Consider the following 22,356-nt stretch of genomic DNA (forward strand, 5'->3'; position numbering starts at 1 on the left):
CGCATGCGGAGGAGGAAACTCATGAAGATGAACGATGTCCGCTTTGATGATCCGAAACTGGCGTCCCAGCAAATGATGGACGATTCCCTGAAACAACGCATCCAGACCGCCTGTAACCGCATCGCGCCAGTGTGGCCGTTGGACCGCTTCGTCGCGGTCAACCCCTTCCACGGATTGGTCGATCAGCGCTTTCAGCAGGCGGCTGCGACACTGCGCCGCATCAGCGGGTCGCGCATGTACATGCCGCGGGCGTATTACCGCGAGCAAATCGACGCAGGAAGGATCATCGATGCCGATTTGCAGGCAGCGGCGCGCCACTGTGGCAGTGAGCTGAGCCCGGCAAAGCTGCGCGAGGCGGCCACGGAAGAACCCACGCCCACGCCGCAGGTGCCGCTGCTGACCGCCATGCTCGACGAGCAGGATGCCGATGACTGGTCGAGCTTTGTGGTGGAGCGCATCAGTCACCATTGCGCCGCCTTCTACGACATGGGGCAGGCGACCTGGAAGCGACCCTGGACCGATCAGTCGCTCTATGCCGCCTGGCGCAGCTTTGCCGCGCTCGACTACAGTGCTGCCATGATGGGCCAGCCTGGCATCCGCGCGCGTGTCAAGGCGCTGCCGGAATCACCCTGGGTATGTATCGCCGCAGCGCTGCGTCGACTGGGATTGCCGCGGCAGGCGCAGCTCGACTACATGCACGCGGCTCTGCTCGATATCGGCGGCTGGGCCGCATGGACCCGCCTGCTGCGCTGGGAGGCCGAACTGGGCGGTGAGCAAGACGACAGCATCGTCGAACTGCTGGCCATTCGCCTCGCCTGGGACATGCTGGTATTTGAGCACAAGGCCGGGCCCAAGCTGCTCGCGCGCTGGGGAAATGTCTGCGAACAGCTCCGCTGCGAGGCACAAGCGGATGCCGGGGAACAGGCCTCTGGTTGCGATCCGCACGGCGAGGCCGAGCGCGCTGTCGACCATATGCTGCTCACAGCCTTCGAGATTGGCTATCAACGCCGGCTGCTCGCCGCTTTAGCCGACAACAAGCAGGCCGTCGATGGAACAGCAGCGGCGCGACCAGCCGTGCAGGCCGCCTTCTGCATCGACGTGCGCTCCGAGGTCATCCGCCGCGCGCTCGAGACCATCTGCCCGCAGGGCCAGACGCTCGGGTTCGCTGGATTCTTCGGGCTGCCGCTCGAGCATGTCCCGCTCGGCGCGGTCGCTCCGCGCTCGCATCTGCCGGTGCTGCTAAGCCCCAAGTACCGGGTTTGCTCCACTCTGCAGGGCAGCGATGACGATGACGCTGTTCATGCGCTCGCGACCCAACGGCGGCGAAACGGTCTCACCAAGACCTGGAAGGCGTTCAAAATGGGGGCATCGTCGTGCTTCTCGTTCGTCGAGGCCGCCGGCCTGTTGCTCTACACGCCCAAGATCCTCGCCGACAGCTTCGGCTTTGGTCGACCGGTGCCGGCACCCGATGACCTGCGCCTGGACGCGGAGCAGACCCGGCAGGTTGGGCCGACGCTGAACGCGTCGCCGCATAGCGCCTGCGCCGGCCATGACCACCAGTTGCACGAGCACCGGGGGCATGACCACCAGTTGCATGACCACCCCATTGCTGGTGACCAAGCCCATGATGAGGGTTCCCAGGATGGCTGTACACATGGTCAGGGCGAGCAGGCTATGGCAATCGGCGGCATTCCGGAGGAAGACCGCATCGGTCTGGCCGAGAACATGCTGCGTGGCATGTCGTTGACGACCGGCTTCGCGCGTCTGGTCCTGCTGGTCGGCCACGGCAGCACGGTGGTCAACAACCCGCATGCCGCCGGGCTTGACTGCGGTGCCTGCGGCGGCTTGAGCGGTGAGGTCAGTGCCCGCGTCGGCGCGGCACTGCTCAACGATGCCCAAGTGCGTGCTGGGCTGGCGGAGCGGGGGATTTTTATCCCGGCCGATACCTGGTTCCTGGCCGCGCTGCACGATACCTGCGTCGACGATATTCGGCTATTCGATACGCATATCTTGCCGGGCGAATATGCCGAGGAACTCGCCGAGTTGCAGAGCTGGCTGGCGCAGGCCGGCGAGCTGACGCGGCTGCAGCGGTCCGCCTTGCTGGGGCTCGATGGGCGCTCGCGCCGGGCAATCACGGCCAATATCCGCCATCGCAGCCGCGACTGGTCGCAGGTGCGCCCTGAGTGGGCACTGGCCGGCTGCGCGGCCTTCATCGCCGCGCCGCGCGAGCGCAGCCGTGGGATCGATCTTGGCGGACGGACCTTTCTGCACGACTACGACTGGCAGGCCGATGAAGGCTTCGCGGTGCTGGAGCTGATTATGACCGCGCCCATGGTGGTGGCCGGCTGGATCAACCTGCAGTATTACGGCTCCACCACCGACAACCGGCGCTTCGGCAGTGGCAACAAGGTGCTGCACAATGTCGTCGGCGGCGCCATCGGCGTGCTGGAAGGCAACACTGGCGACTTGCGCGTCGGCCTGCCCATGCAGTCGCTGCATGATGGCAAGCGCTGGGTACACGAGCCAGTGCGCCTGTCGGTGGTGCTCGAAGCCCCGCAGGAGCCCATCGACGCCATCATCGACCGCCATGATCTGGTGCGGCAGATGCTCGACAACGGCTGGTTGCATCTGTTCCGCATCGATGAGCAGGGAGCTGTGACCCAGCGTCTACCCGCAGGCGATGCTGACGCCAGTTGGCAGACACCGCTCGCTGCTGCAGCCTGACCTCTCTCCATCTTGCCCGCAACAGGGCAGTCCCCGAAAGCGCCCGACCGCCGCGGTCGGGCGCGCCTCCAGCCCCGATGGCGACGGGTGCGCAGCGTCCCTCCACGCAAACGATTCTGCAATTGGGGGAAGTAGGTCACTTTCCTCCGCTCAAAGTTTCGCTAGACTTTCGAGAAGGTTTGCGGAAATTGTTGTCCGCGCTTGAATGTTCGACGCGCGTCTGTCAACTTTAGTACCAATGCAATGTCTAGCGCATGGGGGAGTCGCGCCCTTGCGCTACCACAGGGGACACTTTCATCTATGCGCAAGATTCACGATCTTCCCATCTGGCTGCGGCTGATTGCCGCGTTGTGGCTGATTCTCCTGCCGGCTTGGACGGGAATGATTTTCTGGGCCTCGCATGAGCAGCGCGCGACCGCCATTCAGGAAGCAGAAGCCTTTTCCGAGACCCTGCACGAGATCACCATGGCTGGTCTGACCACCCTGATGATCACCGGCATGATCCACCAGCGCGCCGAATTCCTTGACCAGATCATCGAGCTGCGTAACTTAACCGATCTGCGCGTGCTCAGGGGGGAGAATGTCGCCAGCCAATACGGCCCAGGGACTGAGGCCGAGCGACCGCGCGATCGCATCGAGCGCCGGGTGCTGGAGACGGGCGAGCCCTTCGGGGAGCTGTCAGAGGACGGCAACCGATTGCGCAAGGTCATGCCGGTGGTCAGCAGCAAGGATTATCTCGGCAAGAATTGCACCATGTGCCATACGGTGGCGCCGGCGGGGTCGGTGCTCGGGGCGGTGTCGCTCGAAATCAGCCTGGAGGATGTCAATCGCCACGTCAATCGCTTCCGGCTTGAGATTTTCGGGGTCGCCATGGCGCTAAGTGTACCGGTGCTGCTGATGATGTATTTCTTTGTCAAATACTTTGTCACCAAGCCGCTGCACCAAATGACCGAGGGGCTCCAGGGCATTGCCGAGGGCGATGGCGATCTGACTAGGCGGCTGCAGGTGCGCGGTCAGGATGAAATCGGCCGGGCCTCGGCCGCCTTCAATGCGATGATGGATAATTTCCGCGAGCTGATCGCCCGAGTGCTGGAGGCGACCCGGCAGCTTGCCGGTTCCGCGGCGGATCTGGCCAGCATCACCGAGCGCACCAACGAGGGCGTGAGTCGCCAGCGCAACGAGGTTGACCAGCTTGCCACGGCAATGAACGAGATGAGCGCCACCGCGCAGGAGGTTGCTCGCGGCGCGCAGGAAGGTGCTCAGGCAACCGGCGAGGCCAAAACGGCTGCGGATAATGGGACTCAGGTGGTCTCGGGAGCGATGCACAAGATCGAGCAGCTCGCCGCTGAGGTGCAGCGGGCGGCCGACGTGATTGCGGAGCTTGGCAAAGATAGCCAGCAGATCGGCAGCGTGCTCGATGTGATTCGCGCCATTGCCGAGCAGACCAACCTGCTTGCGCTTAATGCGGCGATCGAGGCCGCGCGTGCCGGTGAGGCCGGACGCGGCTTTGCGGTTGTGGCCGACGAGGTGCGCTCGCTGGCAACGCGCACCCAGACGTCCACCGAGGAAATCCAGACCATGATCGAGCGCCTGCAACAGGCAAGCACCCGTGCGGTCAGGGTGATGCAGGAAAGCCAACGCCATGCCCACTCGAGTCTGGAGAGCTCGGCCGAGGCCAATCACTCACTCGAGGCCATCACCAGCTCGGCCACCACCATCAATGACGTCAATCTGCAGCTTGCCAGCTCAGCCGAAGAGCAAAGCGCCGTGGCCGAGGAGATGAACCGCAATGTGACTAGAATCTCGGATGCGGCTGAGGGCAACGCTCGATCCGCCGCCGAGACCAAGGCCGCCTCCGAGCAGTTGACGACCTTGGCCGCGGAGCTCGAGGCCCTGGTCGAGCGCTTCAAAACCTGAAGTTTATCGCGCTTGCAGCGCGGTTTCGGTTTTCGCCCGTCATGAGCGGGGGCGGGTGCGGGTGGTGATCCCCGCCCGCGCAGCGATGCTCAGCCGTCGGCGTTGATGCGAGCGATCAGCTCCTGCAAGACCGCTTCCGCGCGGTCGTTGTCGATCTGACAGGTTCCCGCAGCCTGATGGCCGCCGCCGCCGTGTTCCAGCATCAGCTCCCCGACATTGGTCTTGGAGCCGCGGTCGAAGATCGACTTGCCGGTAGCCATCACGGTGTTCTGCTGTTTGAGACCCCACATCACGTGAATCGAGATGTTGCACTGAGGGTAGAGCGCGTAAATCATGAACCGATTGCCGGCCCAGATGGTTTCCTCGCCGCGCAGGTCGAGCACCACCAGATTGCCGTGGACGCTGGCGCAGCGCTGAATCTGCTCCTTGAATTTCGGCTCCTGCTCGAAGTAAAGATCGACCCGCTCCTTCACGTCCGGCAGCTTCAGGATGTCGTCGATGCCGTGGTTCTTGCAGTAGTCGATCAGGTCCATCATCAGCGCGTAGTTGGAAATGCGGAACTCCCGGAAGCGCCCGAGCCCGGTGCGCGCGTCCATCAGGAAATTCAGCAGCACCCAACCGGTGGGATTCAGCACCTCCTCCTGGTCGAACTTGGCCGCGTCGCCCTTGTCCACCGCCGCCATCATCTCGTCCCATTCGCGCGGAAAGGCGTCATGCCCGCCATAATGGCGCCACACCACGCGCGCGGCTGAGGGTGCGTCCGGGTCGATGATGTGATTCTCGCGCTTCTCATTGCGTAGCGTCTCGGACAGGTGATGGTCGAACGCGAGATTCACGCCCTCGACGTAGGGCAGGTTGGTGGTGATGTCCTGGTCGGTGATCTCGATCTTGCCGTCCTGCATGTCCTTGGGATGGACGAACTTGATGTCGTCGATCAAGTTCAGATGCTTGAGCAAGACCGCGCAGACCAGACCGTCGAAATCGCTGCGGGTGACAAGTCGAAATGGCTGTTGGGGCATGAAGATTCTCCGGCTGCCGCTTATTGGATCGGTAAATATTGCTGGGGATCGCTGGGATGTTGCCGGCAATGATACCCAGTCAGCCGCACCGAGGCGAACGGAGCGCGCCGATCGGCCGTGCGAATCGCGGATAGCTCGTCCATTGGCTGGTTGCTGGCTCGACAGCGGCGTAGTTGATATGGGGAACCAAATGCCAAGCGTGCCCGGGCGCCAAGGCGCACGCGCTGCTGTCCGACTCGGGCCTTGGCTCCTTTAGCCGCGCGCTGGAGGAACTCGCCCCGGTCGTGTAACCTTAAATGTTTTCGGGTTTTCCGCGCTGGAGAATGAGCGATGCACCCCCGCCCAAGCTTGTTATTGCTGCTGTTGGTCGCGCTGTCAGGAACTTCTGTGTCCAATGATTCTCGAGCCGGAGATGATGATGCCGGCCATCGCTATTCAAGCGATGCAGGGCATCACGGCGCGCATCGCCAACACGATGCCCATGTCCATGGCATCGCTCGCTTGAACCTCGTGCTTGAGGTAAACGAACTGCACATGGAATTGCTCAGCCCCGCGGCCAATCTGGTCGGTTTCGAGCATCCGCCTGCGTCCGCGGCCAATCAGGCAGCGCTCGATAACGCCGTCGCTGCGTTGCGCGATGGCGACCAGCTGTTTCGACTGAATGCGGCTGCGCGCTGCGAGTTGCAGACGGTCGAGATCGTCTCGGATTTACTCAAAGCCGATTCTCCCGTGCCCGCCGCGCCTCACGTAGATGTCGGCAAGGACCACAGCCATAATGACGAGAATCACGGCCATGATGGCGAGAATTACGAACATGTCGCCAGCGCCCATGCCGACATTGACGCCCGCTACCAGTTTGCCTGCGTCAAGCCGCAATCGCTAAAGTCCCTCGATGTGGTGCTGTTCGAGGTCTTTCCCGGAACCCAAGAACTTCAGGTTCAATTTGTGATCAATGAACATCAAGGTGGCGAAACCCTGACTCGCGCAGACGACGTTCTCCGGTTCTGACCGCCGTTCTGCAATCATCTTTCGGGCAAATTGCCAAGCTTTGGTCATTGATATTCAGAATCTCGAATTCCGCTGGCACCCGCTCGATGCTCCGGTGCTGCGGATTCCGACGCTGCAGGTGACTGCTGGCGAGCATCTTTTCGTGCGCGGGCCAAGCGGCAGCGGCAAGAGCACGCTGCTGGGGCTGCTCGCCGGGGTGAGCACGGCGGAGACTGGCTCGGTGCGAGTGCTCGACGGTGCGCTCGAGCGGCTCGGGCAGGTTGAGCGCGACCATTTTCGCGCCGACCATATCGGCTACATCTTTCAGATGTTCAATCTGATTCCCTTTCTGTCGGTCATCGACAATGTGCTGCTGCCTTGTCGCTTCTCACGCCGGCGCCGGGAGCGGGCGCTGCAGGCGTCCGGCAGCTTGACGGGCGAGGCACGGCGCCTGCTCGCGCATCTTGACCTGGACCATCCTGAATTGCTCGGCCGCGCGGTCACCACCCTGAGCGTAGGTCAGCAGCAGCGGGTCGCGGCGGCGCGTGCGCTGATGGGCGCGCCCGAGTTGGTGATCGCCGATGAGCCGACCTCGGCACTGGACGCGCATCGGCGTGAGTCCTTCATCGAGTTGCTGTTCGATGAATGCCGTCGCACCGGCGCGACTCTGGTGTTTGTCAGCCACGATGCCGGACTCGAGCCCTTGTTCGATCGCAGCTTTGCGCTGGATGAGCGCCAACCGGGTGGCGCGGTACCAATGGCCGGTGAGCCAGGTGAGCCAGGTCGCTGAGCCATGCCAATCCTGATTCTGGCCTGGAAAAGTCTGCTCAATCGGCGCGTCACTGCCTTGCTGACCATGCTTTCGATCGCACTCAGCGTGACCCTGCTGCTCGGCGTCGAGCGCCTGCGCACCGAGGCCAGAGCGAGCTTTGCCAGCACCATCTCCGGCACCGACCTCATCGTCGGCGCACGCACCGGGCCGGTGCAGCTGCTGTTGTATTCGGTCTTTCGCATCGGCGATGCCACCAACAACATCTCCTGGCGCAGCTATCAAGACATCGCCGAGCTGCCGGGAGTGGCCTGGAGCGTGCCACTGTCACTGGGGGATTCGCATCGCGGTTACCGAGTGCTAGGCACGACTCAGGACTACTTTGAGCGCTATCACTATGGACGCGATCACCCGCTCGCCTTCGCAAAGGGGAAGCCTTTCAGCGATCTGTTCGACGCGGTGCTAGGCGCCGAGGTGGCCACCAAGCTCGGCTATCGTGTTGGGGATGCAATCATCGTCGCGCATGGGGCCGCAGATGTCAGTTTCGCGCGCCACGACGACAAGCCCTTTCGGGTTTCCGGCATCCTTGCACCAACCGGCACGCCCGTGGATCAGACCGTGCATGTCAGCCTGGAGGCGATCGAAGCGATACACCTCGGCTGGGAAGGCGGAGCGCCCACGCCGGGCCAGGCGATTTCGGCCCAAGAAGCCCGCGCTGCGGACCTGACGCCCGAAACTATCACCGCAGCCTTGATCGGGCTCGAGTCCAAGATCGCGACCTTTCAGGTACAGCGCGCCATCAACACCTACCCGCAAGAGCCCCTGCTGGCGATTCTCCCCGGTGTCGCCCTCAGTCAGCTGTGGTCGCTGATCGCTATGGCCGAGAACGCACTGCGGGTGGTTTCCGCCTTTGTTGTGCTGGTGGGTCTGGTCGGCATGCTGACGGCGCTGCTGACCAGCCTGAACGAGCGCCGCCGAGAAATGGCCATCCTGCGTTCCGTCGGCGCCCGTCCCTGGCACATCTTCGCCCTGATCATGGGCGAGACCGGCGCACTGATGCTACTCGGTATGGGGTCTGGCCTAGGCCTGCTCTACGCCATGCTGCTGGCGGCCCAACCCTTGCTGCAAAGCGCCTTCGGCATCTCCATCACCCTCGGCGCGCCGCCGCCCGGCGAATGGCTGCTACTGGCATCCCTGCTCGCAGCCGGCGTGCTAGTCGGCGCGATTCCCGCCTATCTCGCCTATCGCCGCTCGCTTATCGATGGCCTGTCCATCCGCTTATGACGATGACCACTAGTACCTTATTTCGGCTTATGTTGCGAAAACAAGCCGCTAGTGGTATCTCTTAGAGCATTGCAGAAGGAGATACCGCTATGGCAAAGAAATATGTAGTCCGTCTCAGCGATGAAGAGCGTGGTTTGTTGGAAGACCTGGTGAGCAAAGGGCAAGCGGCGGCGCAGAAGATCAAACATGCGAATGTATTGCTCAAGGTCGATGCCGAAGGTGCGAATTGGAGCGATGCACAAGCCGCTGAGGCGTTCGGTTGCGCGCCGCGCACGGTCTTCAGCATTCGCGAGCGGTTCGTCGAACAAGGATTTGAAGCGGCGCTTTCACGCAAGCAACGTGAGCGCCCGAGCTGCGAGCCCCTGCTCGATGGGGAAAAGCAGGCGCGGTTGGTGCAAATTGCCTGTAGCGAGCCGCCTCCCGGATACGCGCGCTGGACGTTGAATTTACTCGCGGGGAAGTTGGTGGAACTGGATGTCGTTGAGAGCATCTCGGCACCCACGGTGATGCGCGCACTAAAAAAAACGCACTCCAACCGCATCGGCGCAAGTGCTGGGTGATTCCCCCCGGGGAAGACGCCGCCTTTGTGGCGCAAATGGAAGATGTCCTGGAGGTCTACCGCCGCCCCTACGACCCCAAGAAGCCAGTTGTCTGCATTGATGAACAACCGACCCAGTTGATTGCCGAGACACGCCAGCCCCTGCCGATGCAACCGGGCCAACCCGAACGCTACGATTATGAATATGAGCGCGCCGGTACGGCGGTGAACTTCATGATCACAGAACCCTTGGGGCAATGGCGCAAAGTCAGTGTGCGCGAAACCAAAACCGCGATCGATTTAGCCCAAGAAATCAAGACATTGCTGGACGTGGACTATCCCGACGCCGAGAAAGTCGTTATCGTCTGGGACAACCTCAATACGCATACGCCCGCCTCTCTGTACAAAGCCTTCCCACCTGAGGAAGCGCGGCGGTTGATCGAGCGCTTGGAAATCCACTACACCCCAAAGCACGGCAGCTGGTTGGACATTGCCGAAATCGAACTCAGTGTCATGACCAAGCAGTGCCTAGACCGCCGCATCGGCGATATCGAAACGCTTCGCCGCGAAACCGCCGCCTGGGCAGAACAACGCAACGAGGCCCAAATCGGCGTCGACTGGCAATTCACCAACGACAAAGCGCGTGTGAAGTTGAAGCACTTATATCCGCAAGTTAAGCTGAAATGAGGTACTAGCCCAAATTGATCTGCCGTGTCTGCGGCCCAGAACGAACCGAAATCTCAAAAGGTTTCGGCTTAGCAGCAGGCTGCGGAGCTTATCCGCATCCATGTCGTGATCAGCCGTTTAGTAGATGTGAAAAGGTGATCACGGGTTTCCAATTCCATCCCGCTTGGGTGATGATCGCGACAAGCGGCTGCTTCATTTCCTGGATATTGAATTTCCAGTGATAGGTGGCGCTGACTGTCGGCTGACCATCGTTAGCAAGAATCAGCCCGCCGATAAAACCGGTGTCGTACTGAGCAAATGCAATCCCTCTGAACCAGGATGCGCTCAGGCGCGCTGAAGCTGTGCTCCCGCTTCCCGCCGCGCCAGTCCAGCGAAGGCGGCACAGAGTGTCTTGAGATCGGACTTTGCAGGATTTCCCATCCAGGCGCAGCTTGATCCGGGCGACGGATTTCAAACCTCCAGCAGCCATGATGCCAACCCACTTGGCGTCAGCGTACTTTCACTCCGCGATCAATTCATTTTGCTGTTTCCCCGGCTGGAGCATAAAAGGCGCGTCGGTTTCATTGATAGCGAGCAGTCGCGCGCGCAGGCTTTCGACAGGCAGGCGTTGAATGCCCGAGGCGCGATCAATGGCTGCGGCCCAACTCGCCATTCTCAGCCATAGCAGGACGAGCAGAGCGCAGTAAATGCCGACGACTCCAAAGAGCATGCCCAGATTGCCTTCCGTCAGCGCTATGAAGCCGCTCTTGGGCTGCTCCTCCAGTACGGCGATTTGTCGAAGCTGCTCATCAATCGCTTGTTTAGTCTTTGCTTCGCTGATCAGAATCCATGGTGCATCATAGAACAATACCCCGAACAAGTCGTTGTCACGGCGGTGGTAAGTCAGATAGCGTCCTAAGACAAGTACTTTTGAGTCAGTCGGGATGCCGGCGGTGATCGCAGAGAACCGCTCGGGCATGTCGGCAAGGGCAGGGAATTCCATCAAAACCACGCGACCGCCGTCGGGAAACTGGACAGAGATCGACTGGACTGGACAGGTACAGAAATATCGGCAGCGCGCAAACTTATCCTCGAGGGGCACGGCCGGCTGCGCGTCGAGGGCGCGGGCAGCCGGTCGAGCCTGGCACCATGATGAATGTGCATGCTTCCTGCGAACATGCGTTTTTTGAGGTCGAGTAAAGCATCACCGCCCTGGCCTTTTTGGGCACTGCGGTTCAGCTTGGCGGGCAGGATGCTTAACCGCCTCAGGCTGGGGGCGGCGGAGGCGGCGGTGGACTTCCCGCTGCCGCTGGCATGTGGGGAGCAGCCGGTGCCTTCGCTTTGCCTGCACGCTTGAGCCCAAACAGAAGAGCCAAACCCAGCACCAGCATGCCGCCGCCGAGCAAGGGTCGATAGAATATCCAGGCCAAGGCGACCGTGACCAAGGAGATGGTGGCGGTCAGAATGCCTGCAACCAGCCCAATTGCCCCGCCAACCAGGCGCCCAAACATGGGAACCACCGCCGCCAGAACCCTCAGGGTACCGAACAACAGCGTGAAGCCGATAAACATCGCCACCACGCCCACCAGCCGCAGTATCCAGGTTAGCTGCCGGTTGCTATCCTGCGCCTTCTGGAACATTTCCTGCGCGGAATAGGTGCCAGATTCAAGCAAGGACACCTCATTGCCGTTCGACGCCTGATAGGGAACGAAACTGTTTCCCTTCTGCACAGCGACCAGACTGATATCTTGAGGTGTTACAACGGCAAACTGAATCCGCGCATCGCCAATTTCGGGCGCGCCCGGATTTTGCCCAAGATAGATTTCCGACCCCGAAAGCTCCGCGCCTGCTGGCAGAGTCAGCCCCGGGGTTGCGTCGTTCAGATCGACAGGATTGAAGTCACTGAGACTTGCCAGTTGATCGCGCGACAGCCGAAAGGCACCAACCTCCACGTTATTCGCTGTCTGACTCCAGTCTTCATAAGGCATGCGCCCCGGATTGGCATGTCCACCGGGCTTTTTGAAGTTGCTCGAACTGATTAAGCTCGATTCCCAGCCGCGATTATAGGTGTAAGTCGTGACTGTCTCGGTCCCACCGCCTAACTTTTCGCGCGTTTCTGATTGACTGTGCTCGCGCCATTGGTACATCTGCACCGCTCGGCGCAACTTGATTGCCTGCTCCGTCACGCCAAAGACCGGATCGGTTAAGCTCTCGTCGGTGTCGGCATGCCCTGACAGATGCACGAGCAAGCCCTGATTGGCCGCGTCAACCCGATCTGCGGCTACCGAAACGACCTGCCCCAGACCTTCCTCCAGTGCGCGGGCACGGTTGACCGCACGCCCCTCGTTCCACCACAGCAGCCCCACGGCCACTGCCACCAGCACGATACCCACAAGCATGCCGGTTAAAGAGCTAACCAGACGGCTGCCCCAGGATTGCGAACTGACTTCTCTATAGCTATTTTCAGACATAAGCAACTCCCCCTCTTAGTGAAACACGCGAGACAAGTCTGGCTGTCAAGTCAGCAGGAGATCATGGACGCAGCAGCTTCTGCTATGCCGAAGGTCGACTGTGACAGATCCCGCTCAAACCCAAAGAACACTCAAAGTCAGGCACGTGGAACTATTTTTCCTCATTTTCGTCCACTAGTGTCCCAACGTTTAATCAAATAAATTCAATTGCTTAGCGGTTTCCAGATCTGTGTATTTGTCGGGAAAATGGTTAAGTAATTGATTTATATGCACACGCTCGAACAACGTCAGGCTCAGAACCTGTAGCAAACTATACAGACTTTCATTGATATTCAATCGTTTCTTTACAATTGCTACTAACATATGTCGAGATCGCTATCCAAATTTGCGATTTGACTGCATTTTCAGTCGTGCCAAAGAAAGCTTTTATGCGCAGGTGTTGCTTGATCCATTTAAAAAACAGTTCTACGTACCAGCGATTCCGATAAAGCTCTGTGATCGTGAATGCGGGCAAAGCAAAGTTGTTTGTTAAGAAAACCAGTTCTTTATTCGTTGCCGGATCGATGAACTTAATGCGGCGAAGATGCTGCGGATAACGCAAGGCCGTATTGACACCTGTTAGAGAGACAGTTTGGTCGCATCTTAATCCGGTTGTCTTGTCGACCGGGCGAGAGTGCAATCTTCGCATCTTTGTATTCGACTTGGCGCGTATAACAAAAAAGGCCCCGGCGAGTTGAAAGCGATAAAGACGCTCAAAATCTAGATACGCACGATCCATGATATAGAAAGCGCCCGGCTCAATAGTCAGCAAATCTAGCGCCTTGACGTCATTCAGTTTTGCGTCGGAAATTGCGATAAAACTCGGTATGTTACCGCGCAGGTCCAGTAATGTATGAAGTTTTATGCCCGCTTTCGTGCGCCGAAAAGGCGCCCATGGGAAAACAGAAAGACAAAGATCGATTGTGGATGAGTCAAAGGCGTAAACTGTCTGCTCAAGGTCAAGCGCGAGTTTTTCGTTGCTATAGAGGTCACGGGCGATTTGAATTAGCGTGCTAGTGAAGTCAGCATAAATCCGCCAGTCACGGACCTGGTTAGCGTTAGCAAGGGTATTCCGCGATATCCCTCCACGAATGCCCATGTGGTAAAGCTTGCTCGAATGCGCACGCAGAGTCGTTTCAATATCTCGAAGGCTTTCCGATAGGTCAGTTGCGCGAACATCATGCTTAGGAACTGATCGAGACACGAGAATGATTTGATCTTATGGTTGCCACGATAACGCGTCACGCACTGCCGAAAAGCCGGCAAAGGAAGATGCTCGGTTAACTGTGAGAAAACGAGTTTGCCGGTATACATTCGCAATTAGCCTCCAGTCAAAGATTCCGGACGGAGGCTGGGCGAAATGAGCCGACGCGTTCAAGTCGATTTTCTCGAAAAATCCTAAATGTATAATAAATCTAGCAACTTACGGATCTCGTGTACGAAACGTTGGGACACTAGTGATTTTCGTCCATGAATTTTTTAAACTTCTTGACGATTACCGCCCACCAATCCATGGTATCTTCCATATTCTCAGAGGTGACACCGTAGCGAATATTCACCGGAAACCTGAGCCCAGGATCTCCCTCCTGATCGATTAATGCCTTGCAAAAGCGTTGAGTTCGATTCCATTCGTTGATCGTCTCCAGCGACAACTTCACACCTGACCAGCCAGATATAAACTGTATATCTTTACATTCTTTTCCTTCCTCGCAGCCGTGAAAGTAAATCCCGTATTTGATGCCGTTAGTCCGACCGATAATCAGTGGGTTTCCAAGGCTATCAGTGTCCAACTCAACTTCACCGAAGCCCTTGGCAAGACTTAGAATGGCATCCACGCTATTTGCGTCAATTATGGTAGGTGAATCAGCCGCAACTGCCGGCGTCACAAAAGCCACCGTTAGAAAGACTGCTCGCAGAACAGCTCTAAACGCATGATTTTTCATGATTTTTAAGTAAGCCCCCTAATATCGCTGTCGCAAATGAGTTTTCTATTTTTTTATGACCGGGTAGCGCTCCCGAGGGCTCGGCGGCAGGGAGGCCGCCGTGAAGCCCCCATGCAACGGTGTCCGGCTCATTTTCATAGGTACGCCGCCAATAATGGCCGCAATTTGGCCTCATAGAGCGCAGGAGACGCTGGCGAGAGAAGCGAGTGTTTGAAAAACCTCAGCACCTGACGGCTGATTTTCGACGTATAGCGGAACAGCGGGACCGTCCAGTCTGGTCGCTCGGTGCCATCTGGCGCACCGGGGGCTTTGCGCTGACGTTGCTCCTGTTTGCGCAAGGCTTTGTGATCACGCGCGCCCTCGGCACCGAACTGGCGGTGCAGCAACAGCGTCACTAACGCATGGGTGATGATCGCCAGGCAGACCTGATTGTCGATGGCCACCGGGCTTTTGCCCCAGGCTTTGGCATGGGCGAAATCATTTTTCCAGGTGCAACGGTGTCCGGCTCATTTTCATAGGTACGCCTCCAATAATGGCCGCAATTTGGCCTCATATAGCGCAGGAGACGCCGGCGAGAGAAACGAGTGTTTGAAAAACCTCAGCGCCTGACGGCTGATTTTCGACGTATAGCGGAACAGCGGGACCGTCCAGTCTGGTCGCTCGGTGCCATCTGGCGCACCGGGGGCTTTGCGCTGACGTTGCTCCTGTTTGCGCAGAGCCTTGTGATCACGCGCGCCCTCGGCACCGAACTGGCGGTGCAGCAACAGCGTCACTAACGCATGGGTGATGATCGCCAGGCAGACCTGATTGTCGATGGCCACCGGGCTTTTACCCCAGGCTTTGGCATGGGCGAACTCATTTTTCCAGGTGTCAAAGCATTTTTCCTCATCCCACCTGCGGGCATAAAGAAACGCGACAACACCGGGCAAGAGACTGAAATCATTGGTCAGAAACTCCAAGCGCCGGCCCTGGCGGGTGCGCAAAGTGATCAACCGCTATTCCTGGGAAGAACTCAACAAGGTGATGCGCTCATCGCGCAGCACCCCGGCGTTCTCCGGTGTCTTGGCAATGGGGCATGGCGGCACGCGAGTCCACCACCAGATTGGACTTCATGCGCGTGATCAGGGTACTGCCCTGGGTGCGTTTCTTCCGATCCCAGAAGGCGGCATCAATGAAGGCGCGATCAACCACCCACAGCGTGCGCGCCTCCTGTGTCTGCGCGCCCGGGCGCGCATCGTAGTCCCGCAATAGGTTGATCTCATGGCGGCTACGCGTCTCCACCAACGCATCCTCGGCCAACCCCAGGCGCAGGTTGTAGAACACCAACTCGCCATGTCCCTTGGGATTGTCCTCCCCGCCTTGCTTGGGCGTGCAACGGCGATAATGCGCACTTTCTTCCTGATAGGTGCCATCCATCGCCCGCACCGGGCGGCCATCCAGTCCAGGAATTCCCGCCAGATGATCAGGCAGCACCGCCCCCACCTCGCGCATCAGCACCGGAATCATCGCTTGCAGCACTGCGCGGCGTTCAGTGGAGGCCAAGGCATTGGACCAGGTCGAGCGCGCCAAGGGCACCACCGACTCTGCCTGCGGGGCCAGCTGATCACGCAGATGATCGAGCGCTTGCACCTGCTCGCGCAGCACCCCCATCCCCTGCAACTGGCGCCACACGCCCAAGGCAATAAAGCGCTCCATGCTCAACACCCGCCCCACCGAGGCTGCCCGGCGCACAAACGCCAGTGCGTGCTGCACGGGCGCCACCAGGTCGGCGAAAACAGTGTCATTACCGTGAAAGATGCAGGTAGCTTGAGGCAAACCACCCCCTGACCGCTTGGCGGCCTGAAAAAAACGGATTGTCGCGGCGGCTCAGGCTGGAATGTAGTGGTACTTCCTGAGCATCCGAATCCAACGCGGTGCGTTGCGTTCAACGCTGATGGCTTCGTAGTTGACCGTGGCATCCCGGTAATAATCGCCACGGTGGATCAACACGAAGACGATTTTCAAAATTTTGTGGGCCAGCGCGAAGATCGCCCGTTTTCGCCCACGACGAACGAGCAAGACCTTGAACTTCTCAGCCAACGCACAGCGGGTGCGGCTGGCCGCATGGGCGGCCTCGCAGAGAATCCGTCGGACATAGGGATTGCCCTTGCGCGCGCGTGCGCTCTTGCGCTTGCCGGCCGATTCGTTGTTGCCTGGACAAACACCCGCCCAGGCGGCGAGCTTCTCGGGAGAGCCGAACGCGTCCATGTCGGTGCCGATTTCCACCAACAGCATGGCCGCGCCGGGCGCGTCGAGCCCGGGAATGGTCTGCAAGGCATGCAGCAGCGACTCATGGGGCTGCAGAGCGCTGAGCAAGTGGTGTCGAAACACCTCGATGCGCGCTTCGAGCTCTTCGATGTGGGTGAGAATCTCCCGTAGAACAAACCGATGGGTGTCGCTGAGTTCCCCATCGAGCGCATCGAGCAATTCCTCTTGCGTGGCCTTCAGCCGCTTGCTTGCGTAGCTCAAGACCTGTTGTGGCGTCTCCCCGGCCAACAGCCCCTTGATCATCGCCCGCGCCGAGGTGCCGTGGATGTCACTGACCACCGCCGAGAGGCGAATGCCCCCGTCAGTGAGCACCTTGTGCAAGCGGTTCTTCTCCCCGGCCAGAATGCCGGTGAATTTCTGCATCTGGCGCGAGACCAAGCGCAGTTCGCGCAGATTCTGCGGCGGCACGAAGCTGCCCGTGAGCAGCCCGCTGCGCGCGAGGATCGCCAACCATTGTGCATCGGCGATGTCGGTCTTGCGCCCAGGCACCTGTTTGACATGACGGGCATTGACCACCAAGGCGGCTATGCCCACCCGTTCCAGGGCCGCATAGGGGCTCTTCCAGTAGATGCCGGTGCTTTCCATGACCACCACCTCGGGCGCGAAGGAGGCCACCCACTCGGCCAGGGCGCGGCGGTCACGTTTGAACCCGCCAAACTCCTTCAACTCAACCCGTACCTCACCATCGGCGTCCGCAATCAACGCACAGGCGGTGATCTTCGCATGATGAATATCCAACGCCACAACGCTGTTAAAGATCGGTGTCAGTTCCATGCGCGCTCCCCAACGATTACACTGACGACAGGGAGCCCGCGCAGGCCGCCACCGACATCCCTCTCAGGCGGTGTGCGCCTGGACCTCTTTACCGTGCGCTCTGTGGCGATGCATTCCGGGGTTCGGAGCAGCGGCGGCGGGTCACGTTAGGAATCAGGATCAAGTCGCCAAATAGTTGACCGACCTCGCTGCGCGGGCTCCCCCTTAGCATCTTTCATTTTCCGGGGTGCCGCTACCCCTGCATGACCGTTAAGCAGGCCATTCATCAGGGCATCGAGTCGGTTGGGGATCATGACAAGCACTCCAGTGTGGTATCTTTGAGACACCCACGTTTTGCGCACACTAAATGTGCTTGTCAAGTCTTTTTTTCAGTTTTCCCCAGCGGTTTTCTATTTCGCGGACCGCTACAGCGGCCCTGTCCAACGAGACAAAAAACGCATTCCAACTGCAACACGCTTGCACAGGACTGCATGGCGCTTCTGTATGGTGGAATTATGCGTCATGGTGGAAATTTGAACCGGACACCGTTGAGTTGAAAGGCACCGTAACCTTTCGCTAAGGTATCTTGGATTCAGCGCCAGCAATTCGTCGTGACCAGAGAGTTGCCGAAAGTATAGTTCAGAGTTTGGCGTGTGGGCAACCTTAAGTTTCCAAGAAATTAGCATCCGTTGCGGATTGTCTAATTTTGCGGTGGGGCTCGGTTGTAGGTTCGGGTATCAAGACGTGGGTGGTCATTACCCGCGTTCTCCAGACGGGTGAGTGGAAACAAAAGCGCGTCACTCTGGGAGCCGATCCGGCGTTGCCATTGTCTGAAGCGCGAGCAAAAGCGAACGAGCCGAAACCTCGGTAGCCTTCCGGCTAGTACCTTATTTCGGCGTATGTTGCGAAAACAAGCCGCTAGTGGTATCTCTTAGAGCATTGCAGAAGGAGATGCCGCTATGACAAAGAAATATGTAGTCCGTCTCAGCGATGAAGAGCGTGGTTTGTTGGAAGACCTGGTGAGCAAAGGGCAAGCGGCGGCGCAGAAGATCAAACATGCGAATGTATTGCTCAAGGTCGATGCCGGAGGGGCGAATTGGAGCGATGCACAAGCCGCTGAGGCGTTCGGTTGCGCGCCGCGCACTGTCTTCAGCATTCGCGAGCGGTTCGTCGAACAAGGATTTGAAGCGGCGCTTTCACGCAAGCAACGTGAGCACCCGAGCTGCGAGCCCCTGCTCGATGGGGAAAAGCAGGCGCGGTTGGTGCAAATTGCCTGTAGCGAGCCGCCTCCCGGATACGCGCGCTGGACGTTGAATTTACTCGCGGGGAAGTTGGTGGAACTGGATGTCGTTGAGAGCATCTCGGCACCCACGGTGATGCGCGCACTAAAAAAAACGCACTCCAACCGCATCGGCGCAAGTGCTGGGTGATTCCCCCCGGGGAAGACGCCGCCTTTGTGGCGCAAATGGAAGATGTCCTGGAGGTCTACCGCCGCCCCTACGACCCCAAGAAGCCAGTTGTCTGCATTGATGAACAACCGACCCAGTTGATTGCCGAGACACGCCAGCCCCTGCCGATGCAACCGGGCCAACCCGAACGCTACGATTATGAATATGAGCGCGCCGGTACGGCGGTGAACTTCATGATCACAGAACCCTTGGGGCAATGGCGCAAAGTCAGTGTGCGCGAAACCAAAACCGCGATCGATTTAGCCCAAGAAATCAAGACATTGCTGGACGTGGACTATCCCGACGCCGAGAAAGTCGTCATCGTCTGGGACAACCTCAATACGCATACGCCCGCCTCTTTTGTACAAAGCCTTCCCACCTGAGGAAGCGCGGCGGTTGATCGAGCGCTTGGAAATCCACTACACCCCAAAGCACGGCAGCTGGTTGGACATTGCCGAAATCGAACTCAGTGCCATGACCAAGCAGTGCCTCGACCGCCGCATCGGTGATATCGAAACGCTTTGCCGCGAAACCACCGCCTGGGCAGACCAACGCAACGAGGCGCAAATCGGCGTCGAGTGGCAATTCACCAACGACAAAGCGCGTGTGAAGTTGAAGCACTTATATCCGCAAGTTAAGCTGAAATGAGGTACTAGTATCCGGCGGCAGGATTTGCAAGGGCATCGGTGAAAGAGAGCGCAGGTGCAAAGATGGCACAATTGAGCGTCAGGGATTGGGTTCAGGGGAAGATTGTGAGGGGCTTGAACGTGCCTTTTTGCGCCCGAGGGCGCCGTCAGTCCATCACAATAGTCTGCAAGCAACAAAAAAGGGGCTGAGCACTATGCTCAACCCCTTGATCTTAAAATGGTACCGGGAGCCGGACTCGAACCGGCACGGTGTTGCCACCGTCAGATTTTGAGTCTGATGCGTCTACCAGTTTCGCCACCCCGGCAAGGAACCTGGCTGTTGGCATCCTCTGAATGGGATGCTGCTTGATCAGCGCTGACAAGCATAGCTCAGGCGGCGTTGGCAGACAATGGGGGGAGAAGGCTGGTGTTGGTTCGTTGGGCCTTTTCGGGGCGAAGGGGTGGCGGAGGGTGGGGCTGTTACACTGGAATCTGGCGTTATTCATTTGGCGTTGAGGGGCCGGAGCGGTGGAGCAGGATCAGAAACGGCTGTCCGGCATGGTTGATCGGTCTGAGACGGTTGCGCTGACCGGCACCGTGGAGAGCATCGGGTTTCACAATCCCGAATCGGGCTTTTGCGTGCTGCGGGTGCGCACGCGCGATGATTGGGAGCCGGCAGCGGTGGTGGGGCAGGCGTTGCGGGTGAATGTCGGCGAGTGGGTCGAGGCGCGCGGGCGCTGGGTAACGGACAGGCGCCATGGCCGGCAGTTCAAAGCCGACGAGCTGCGGCTGAAGCCGCCCGGCACGCGCGCGGGCATTTTGCGCTATCTGAGTTCCGGGTTGGTTGAAGGGATCGGACCACACCTGGCCAAGACCCTGGTGCGGGCTTTCGGCGAGCAGGTGTTCGACGTCATCGAGCACCAGCCCGAGCGCCTGCTTGAGCTGCCGGGTATCGGGCGCAAGCGCCAGCAGCGGGTGGTCAGGGCCTGGCGCGAGCAGCATGGGGTGCGCGACATTATGGTCTTCTTGCAATCCCATGGCGTTGGCACGGCGCGCGCGGTGCGCATTTACAAGACCTATGGCGATCAGGCAATTGAACGGGTGCGAGAGAATCCCTATCGCCTCGCGCTCGACATCAGCGGCATTGGCTTTCAGACCGCCGATCGGCTTGCGAGTTGTTTAGGAATCGCGCGCGATGCGCCGGTGCGCATTCAGGCCGGGGTGCGGCATCTGTTGCAGCAGGGCGCCGCAGGCGGTCATTGTGCCGCCTGGCGCGATGAATTGACCGCTCGCGCATCGGCCTGGCTGGGCGCCAGCGCGGCGGCTGTCGATGCGGCACTCGCTACCGAACTGGACGCTGAGCGCCTGATCAAGGAGACGGTCGCTGGGCGCGAGCTTTTGTTCCTGACCCATCTGCACCGCGCCGAGCTGGGCGTGGCCCGCCATATCCGGCGCCTGCGCGAGGGGCGCCTGCCTTGGGGGATTCTGGGGGGAACCCTGGATGTCGATCAGGCCTGGCCCTGGGTGGAGCAGCGTGCGGGGCTCATGCTGGCGGCGTCACAGCTCGAGGCCATTGCTGCGGTGCTCGGAAACAAGGTCAGCATCATCACCGGCGGCCCTGGTGTCGGCAAGACCACGGTGGTCAATGCGCTGCTGCTGATGCTGCGCGCCAAGCGCATCAGCATTCGCCTGTGCGCGCCGACCGGCCGCGCAGCCAAGCGCCTGGCCGAGACGACCGGGCAGGAAGCCAAGACCATTCATCGCTTGTTGGAGTACGATCCGCGGCGTCAGGGCTTCAAGCACGACGCGAGCGAGCCGCTGGACGCCAACCTGGTCGTCTGCGATGAGGCCTCCATGGTGGATGTGAGCCTGATGCACAAGCTGGTGCAGGCGCTGCCTGATCATGCCGCGCTCTTGCTGGTGGGCGATGTCGATCAGCTGCCGTCGGTCGGCCCGGGTGCCGTGCTGGCCGATCTGATTGCCTCGGGCGCCATTGCGACGGTGCGCCTGCGCGAGATTTTTCGTCAGGGCCAAAGCTCGCGCATCGTGCTGAATGCGCATCGGGTGAATGCGGGCCAGCTGCCCGAGGTGCCCGAGCCTCAGCCGCCGGACGGAGATTTCTTTTTGATCCGTTGCGAAACGCCTGTGCAGATCGGCGAGCGACTGCTACGCACCGTGACCGAGCGCATCCCGCAGCGCTTCGGGCTCGATCCGTTGCAAGACATTCAGGTGCTCACGCCGATGAATCGCGGCGATCTTGGCACCCGCGCGCTCAATGCCAGCCTGCAGCGGGCGCTGAACGGCGCTGCCGAGCCGCGCGTCGAGCGCTTCGGCTGGGTGTTCGCCCCAGGGGATAAGGTGATACAGACGGTCAATAACTATGATAAAGAGGTGTTCAACGGCGATATCGGCCGGATTCTCAGCATCGACACCGACGCACGCGATCTGCGCGTGGCCTTCGACGGTCGGGTGCTGGTCTACGAATTTGGCGAGCTCGACGAGCTGGCGCTGGCCTATGCCATCAGCGTCCATAAAGCGCAAGGCTCGGAGTATCCCGCCGTGGTTATTCCGCTGTCGACCCAGCATTTCATGATGCTCAGGCGCAACCTGCTCTACACCGGCATGACGCGTGGCAAACGCCTGGTGGTGCTGATCGCCCAGCCACAGGCGCTGAGCATGGCTGCTGAGCAGACCGGGGAGGCGCGCTTGACCCGCCTTGCCAAGCGCCTGACAGCTAAAGCCCCGGCTACCCCAGAAGACCAATTTGTGGAATTTTCACCCCCTGCCCAGCAAAGCAACCCAACTGGCGAATCGGGAGAATGCGTATCGTGAGCGGCCCCCATGCAATTGAGCCTGCTGCCGAGC

The 22,356-nt window shown here is 59.8% G+C and carries 16 protein-coding genes, 1 tRNA gene and 2 pseudogenes; 8 read left to right on the forward strand and 11 right to left on the reverse strand.

The window, feature by feature from the left end; translation table 11 throughout:
* Nucleotides 1-21 precede the first annotated feature (21 nt).
* Nucleotides 22-2,724 carry a YbcC family protein gene (locus Thiosp_RS11170; RefSeq protein WP_242518876.1) on the forward strand — a complete coding sequence of 901 codons (2,703 nt, stop codon included), beginning with the start codon at nucleotides 22-24 and terminating at the stop codon, nucleotides 2,722-2,724.
* Between the two features lie 300 nt (nucleotides 2,725-3,024).
* Nucleotides 3,025-4,641, forward strand: coding sequence for a methyl-accepting chemotaxis protein (locus Thiosp_RS11175; protein ID WP_201068536.1), 1,617 nt, complete (start codon nucleotides 3,025-3,027; stop codon nucleotides 4,639-4,641).
* 89 nt (nucleotides 4,642-4,730) lie between these two features.
* Here the strand turns inward: Thiosp_RS11175 and Thiosp_RS11180 are convergent, their stop codons facing one another.
* Nucleotides 4,731-5,660, reverse strand: coding sequence for an exopolyphosphatase (locus Thiosp_RS11180; protein WP_201068535.1), 930 nt, complete (start codon nucleotides 5,658-5,660; stop codon nucleotides 4,731-4,733).
* A gap of 387 nt (nucleotides 5,661-6,047) precedes the next feature.
* Between Thiosp_RS11180 and Thiosp_RS11185 the strand changes: the two genes are divergently transcribed.
* The 4 genes from Thiosp_RS11185 (at nucleotide 6,048) to Thiosp_RS11200 (ending at nucleotide 9,925) form a co-directional block, all read left to right on the forward strand.
* Nucleotides 6,048-6,668, forward strand: coding sequence for a DUF2796 domain-containing protein (locus tag Thiosp_RS11185; RefSeq protein ID WP_323697064.1), 621 nt, complete (start codon nucleotides 6,048-6,050; stop codon nucleotides 6,666-6,668).
* Nucleotides 6,669-6,708: 40 nt separating this feature from the next.
* Nucleotides 6,709-7,437, forward strand: coding sequence for an ABC transporter ATP-binding protein (locus Thiosp_RS11190; RefSeq protein ID WP_201068533.1), 729 nt, complete (start codon nucleotides 6,709-6,711; stop codon nucleotides 7,435-7,437).
* Between the two features lie 3 nt (nucleotides 7,438-7,440).
* Nucleotides 7,441-8,700: an ABC transporter permease gene (locus Thiosp_RS11195; protein WP_201068532.1), complete on the forward strand. Its 1,260-nt coding sequence runs from the start codon at nucleotides 7,441-7,443 to the stop codon at nucleotides 8,698-8,700.
* Between the two features lie 89 nt (nucleotides 8,701-8,789).
* A protein-coding gene (locus Thiosp_RS11200) for an IS630 family transposase (protein ID WP_323697065.1) occupies nucleotides 8,790-9,925 on the forward strand; the annotation gives its coding sequence in 2 pieces (ribosomal slippage) (nucleotides 8,790-9,216 and nucleotides 9,216-9,925; 1,137 coding nt in all).
* Nucleotides 9,926-10,034: 109 nt separating this feature from the next.
* On the opposite strand, the gene Thiosp_RS11205 is transcribed toward Thiosp_RS11200, so the two are convergent.
* From Thiosp_RS11205 to Thiosp_RS11245, 9 genes and pseudogenes are all read right to left on the reverse strand, one after another.
* The gene (locus Thiosp_RS11205) at nucleotides 10,035-10,379 is read right to left on the reverse strand and encodes a hypothetical protein (RefSeq protein ID WP_323697066.1); all 345 of its coding nucleotides are present in this window, start codon (nucleotides 10,377-10,379) and stop codon (nucleotides 10,035-10,037) included.
* A gap of 45 nt (nucleotides 10,380-10,424) precedes the next feature.
* Nucleotides 10,425-10,907 (reverse strand): hypothetical protein, encoded by a 483-nt coding sequence (locus Thiosp_RS11210; protein ID WP_323697067.1) that lies wholly within the window; start codon nucleotides 10,905-10,907, stop codon nucleotides 10,425-10,427.
* Between the two features lie 262 nt (nucleotides 10,908-11,169).
* Nucleotides 11,170-12,375 (reverse strand): TMEM43 family protein, encoded by a 1,206-nt coding sequence (locus Thiosp_RS11215; RefSeq protein WP_323697068.1) that lies wholly within the window; start codon nucleotides 12,373-12,375, stop codon nucleotides 11,170-11,172.
* A 189-nt stretch (nucleotides 12,376-12,564) separates the two neighbouring features.
* Nucleotides 12,565-13,728, reverse strand: a pseudogene (locus tag Thiosp_RS11220) (IS4 family transposase).
* Between the two features lie 140 nt (nucleotides 13,729-13,868).
* Entirely contained in the window at nucleotides 13,869-14,357 is a 489-nt protein-coding gene (locus Thiosp_RS11225; RefSeq protein ID WP_323697069.1) for a YbjN domain-containing protein, read from the reverse strand.
* 134 nt (nucleotides 14,358-14,491) lie between these two features.
* The gene (locus tag Thiosp_RS11230; RefSeq protein ID WP_323697070.1) at nucleotides 14,492-14,800 is read right to left on the reverse strand and encodes a hypothetical protein; all 309 of its coding nucleotides are present in this window, start codon (nucleotides 14,798-14,800) and stop codon (nucleotides 14,492-14,494) included.
* 69 nt (nucleotides 14,801-14,869) lie between these two features.
* The gene (locus Thiosp_RS11235) at nucleotides 14,870-15,349 is read right to left on the reverse strand and encodes a hypothetical protein (RefSeq protein ID WP_323697071.1); all 480 of its coding nucleotides are present in this window, start codon (nucleotides 15,347-15,349) and stop codon (nucleotides 14,870-14,872) included.
* A gap of 37 nt (nucleotides 15,350-15,386) precedes the next feature.
* Nucleotides 15,387-16,172 (reverse strand): hypothetical protein, encoded by a 786-nt coding sequence (locus Thiosp_RS11240; RefSeq protein ID WP_323697072.1) that lies wholly within the window; start codon nucleotides 16,170-16,172, stop codon nucleotides 15,387-15,389.
* A 51-nt stretch (nucleotides 16,173-16,223) separates the two neighbouring features.
* Entirely contained in the window at nucleotides 16,224-17,438 is a 1,215-nt protein-coding gene (locus Thiosp_RS11245) for an IS110 family RNA-guided transposase (RefSeq protein WP_323697073.1), read from the reverse strand.
* A gap of 938 nt (nucleotides 17,439-18,376) precedes the next feature.
* On the opposite strand from Thiosp_RS11245, the pseudogene Thiosp_RS11250 reads away from it, so the two are divergent.
* Nucleotides 18,377-19,513 (forward strand): annotated as a pseudogene (locus tag Thiosp_RS11250) (IS630 family transposase).
* Nucleotides 19,514-19,730: 217 nt separating this feature from the next.
* Here the strand turns inward: Thiosp_RS11250 and Thiosp_RS11255 are convergent.
* A tRNA-Leu gene (locus Thiosp_RS11255) sits at nucleotides 19,731-19,817 on the reverse strand.
* 232 nt (nucleotides 19,818-20,049) lie between these two features.
* Between Thiosp_RS11255 and recD2 the strand changes: the two genes are divergently transcribed.
* Nucleotides 20,050-22,323, forward strand: a complete 2,274-nt coding sequence (recD2, locus tag Thiosp_RS11260) for an SF1B family DNA helicase RecD2 (RefSeq protein ID WP_201063125.1) — start codon at nucleotides 20,050-20,052, stop codon at nucleotides 22,321-22,323.
* Nucleotides 22,324-22,356 lie beyond the last annotated feature (33 nt).

The sequence above is a fragment of the Thiorhodovibrio litoralis genome (assembly GCF_033954455.1).
GTDB classification, from domain to species: domain Bacteria; phylum Pseudomonadota; class Gammaproteobacteria; order Chromatiales; family Chromatiaceae; genus Thiorhodovibrio; species Thiorhodovibrio litoralis.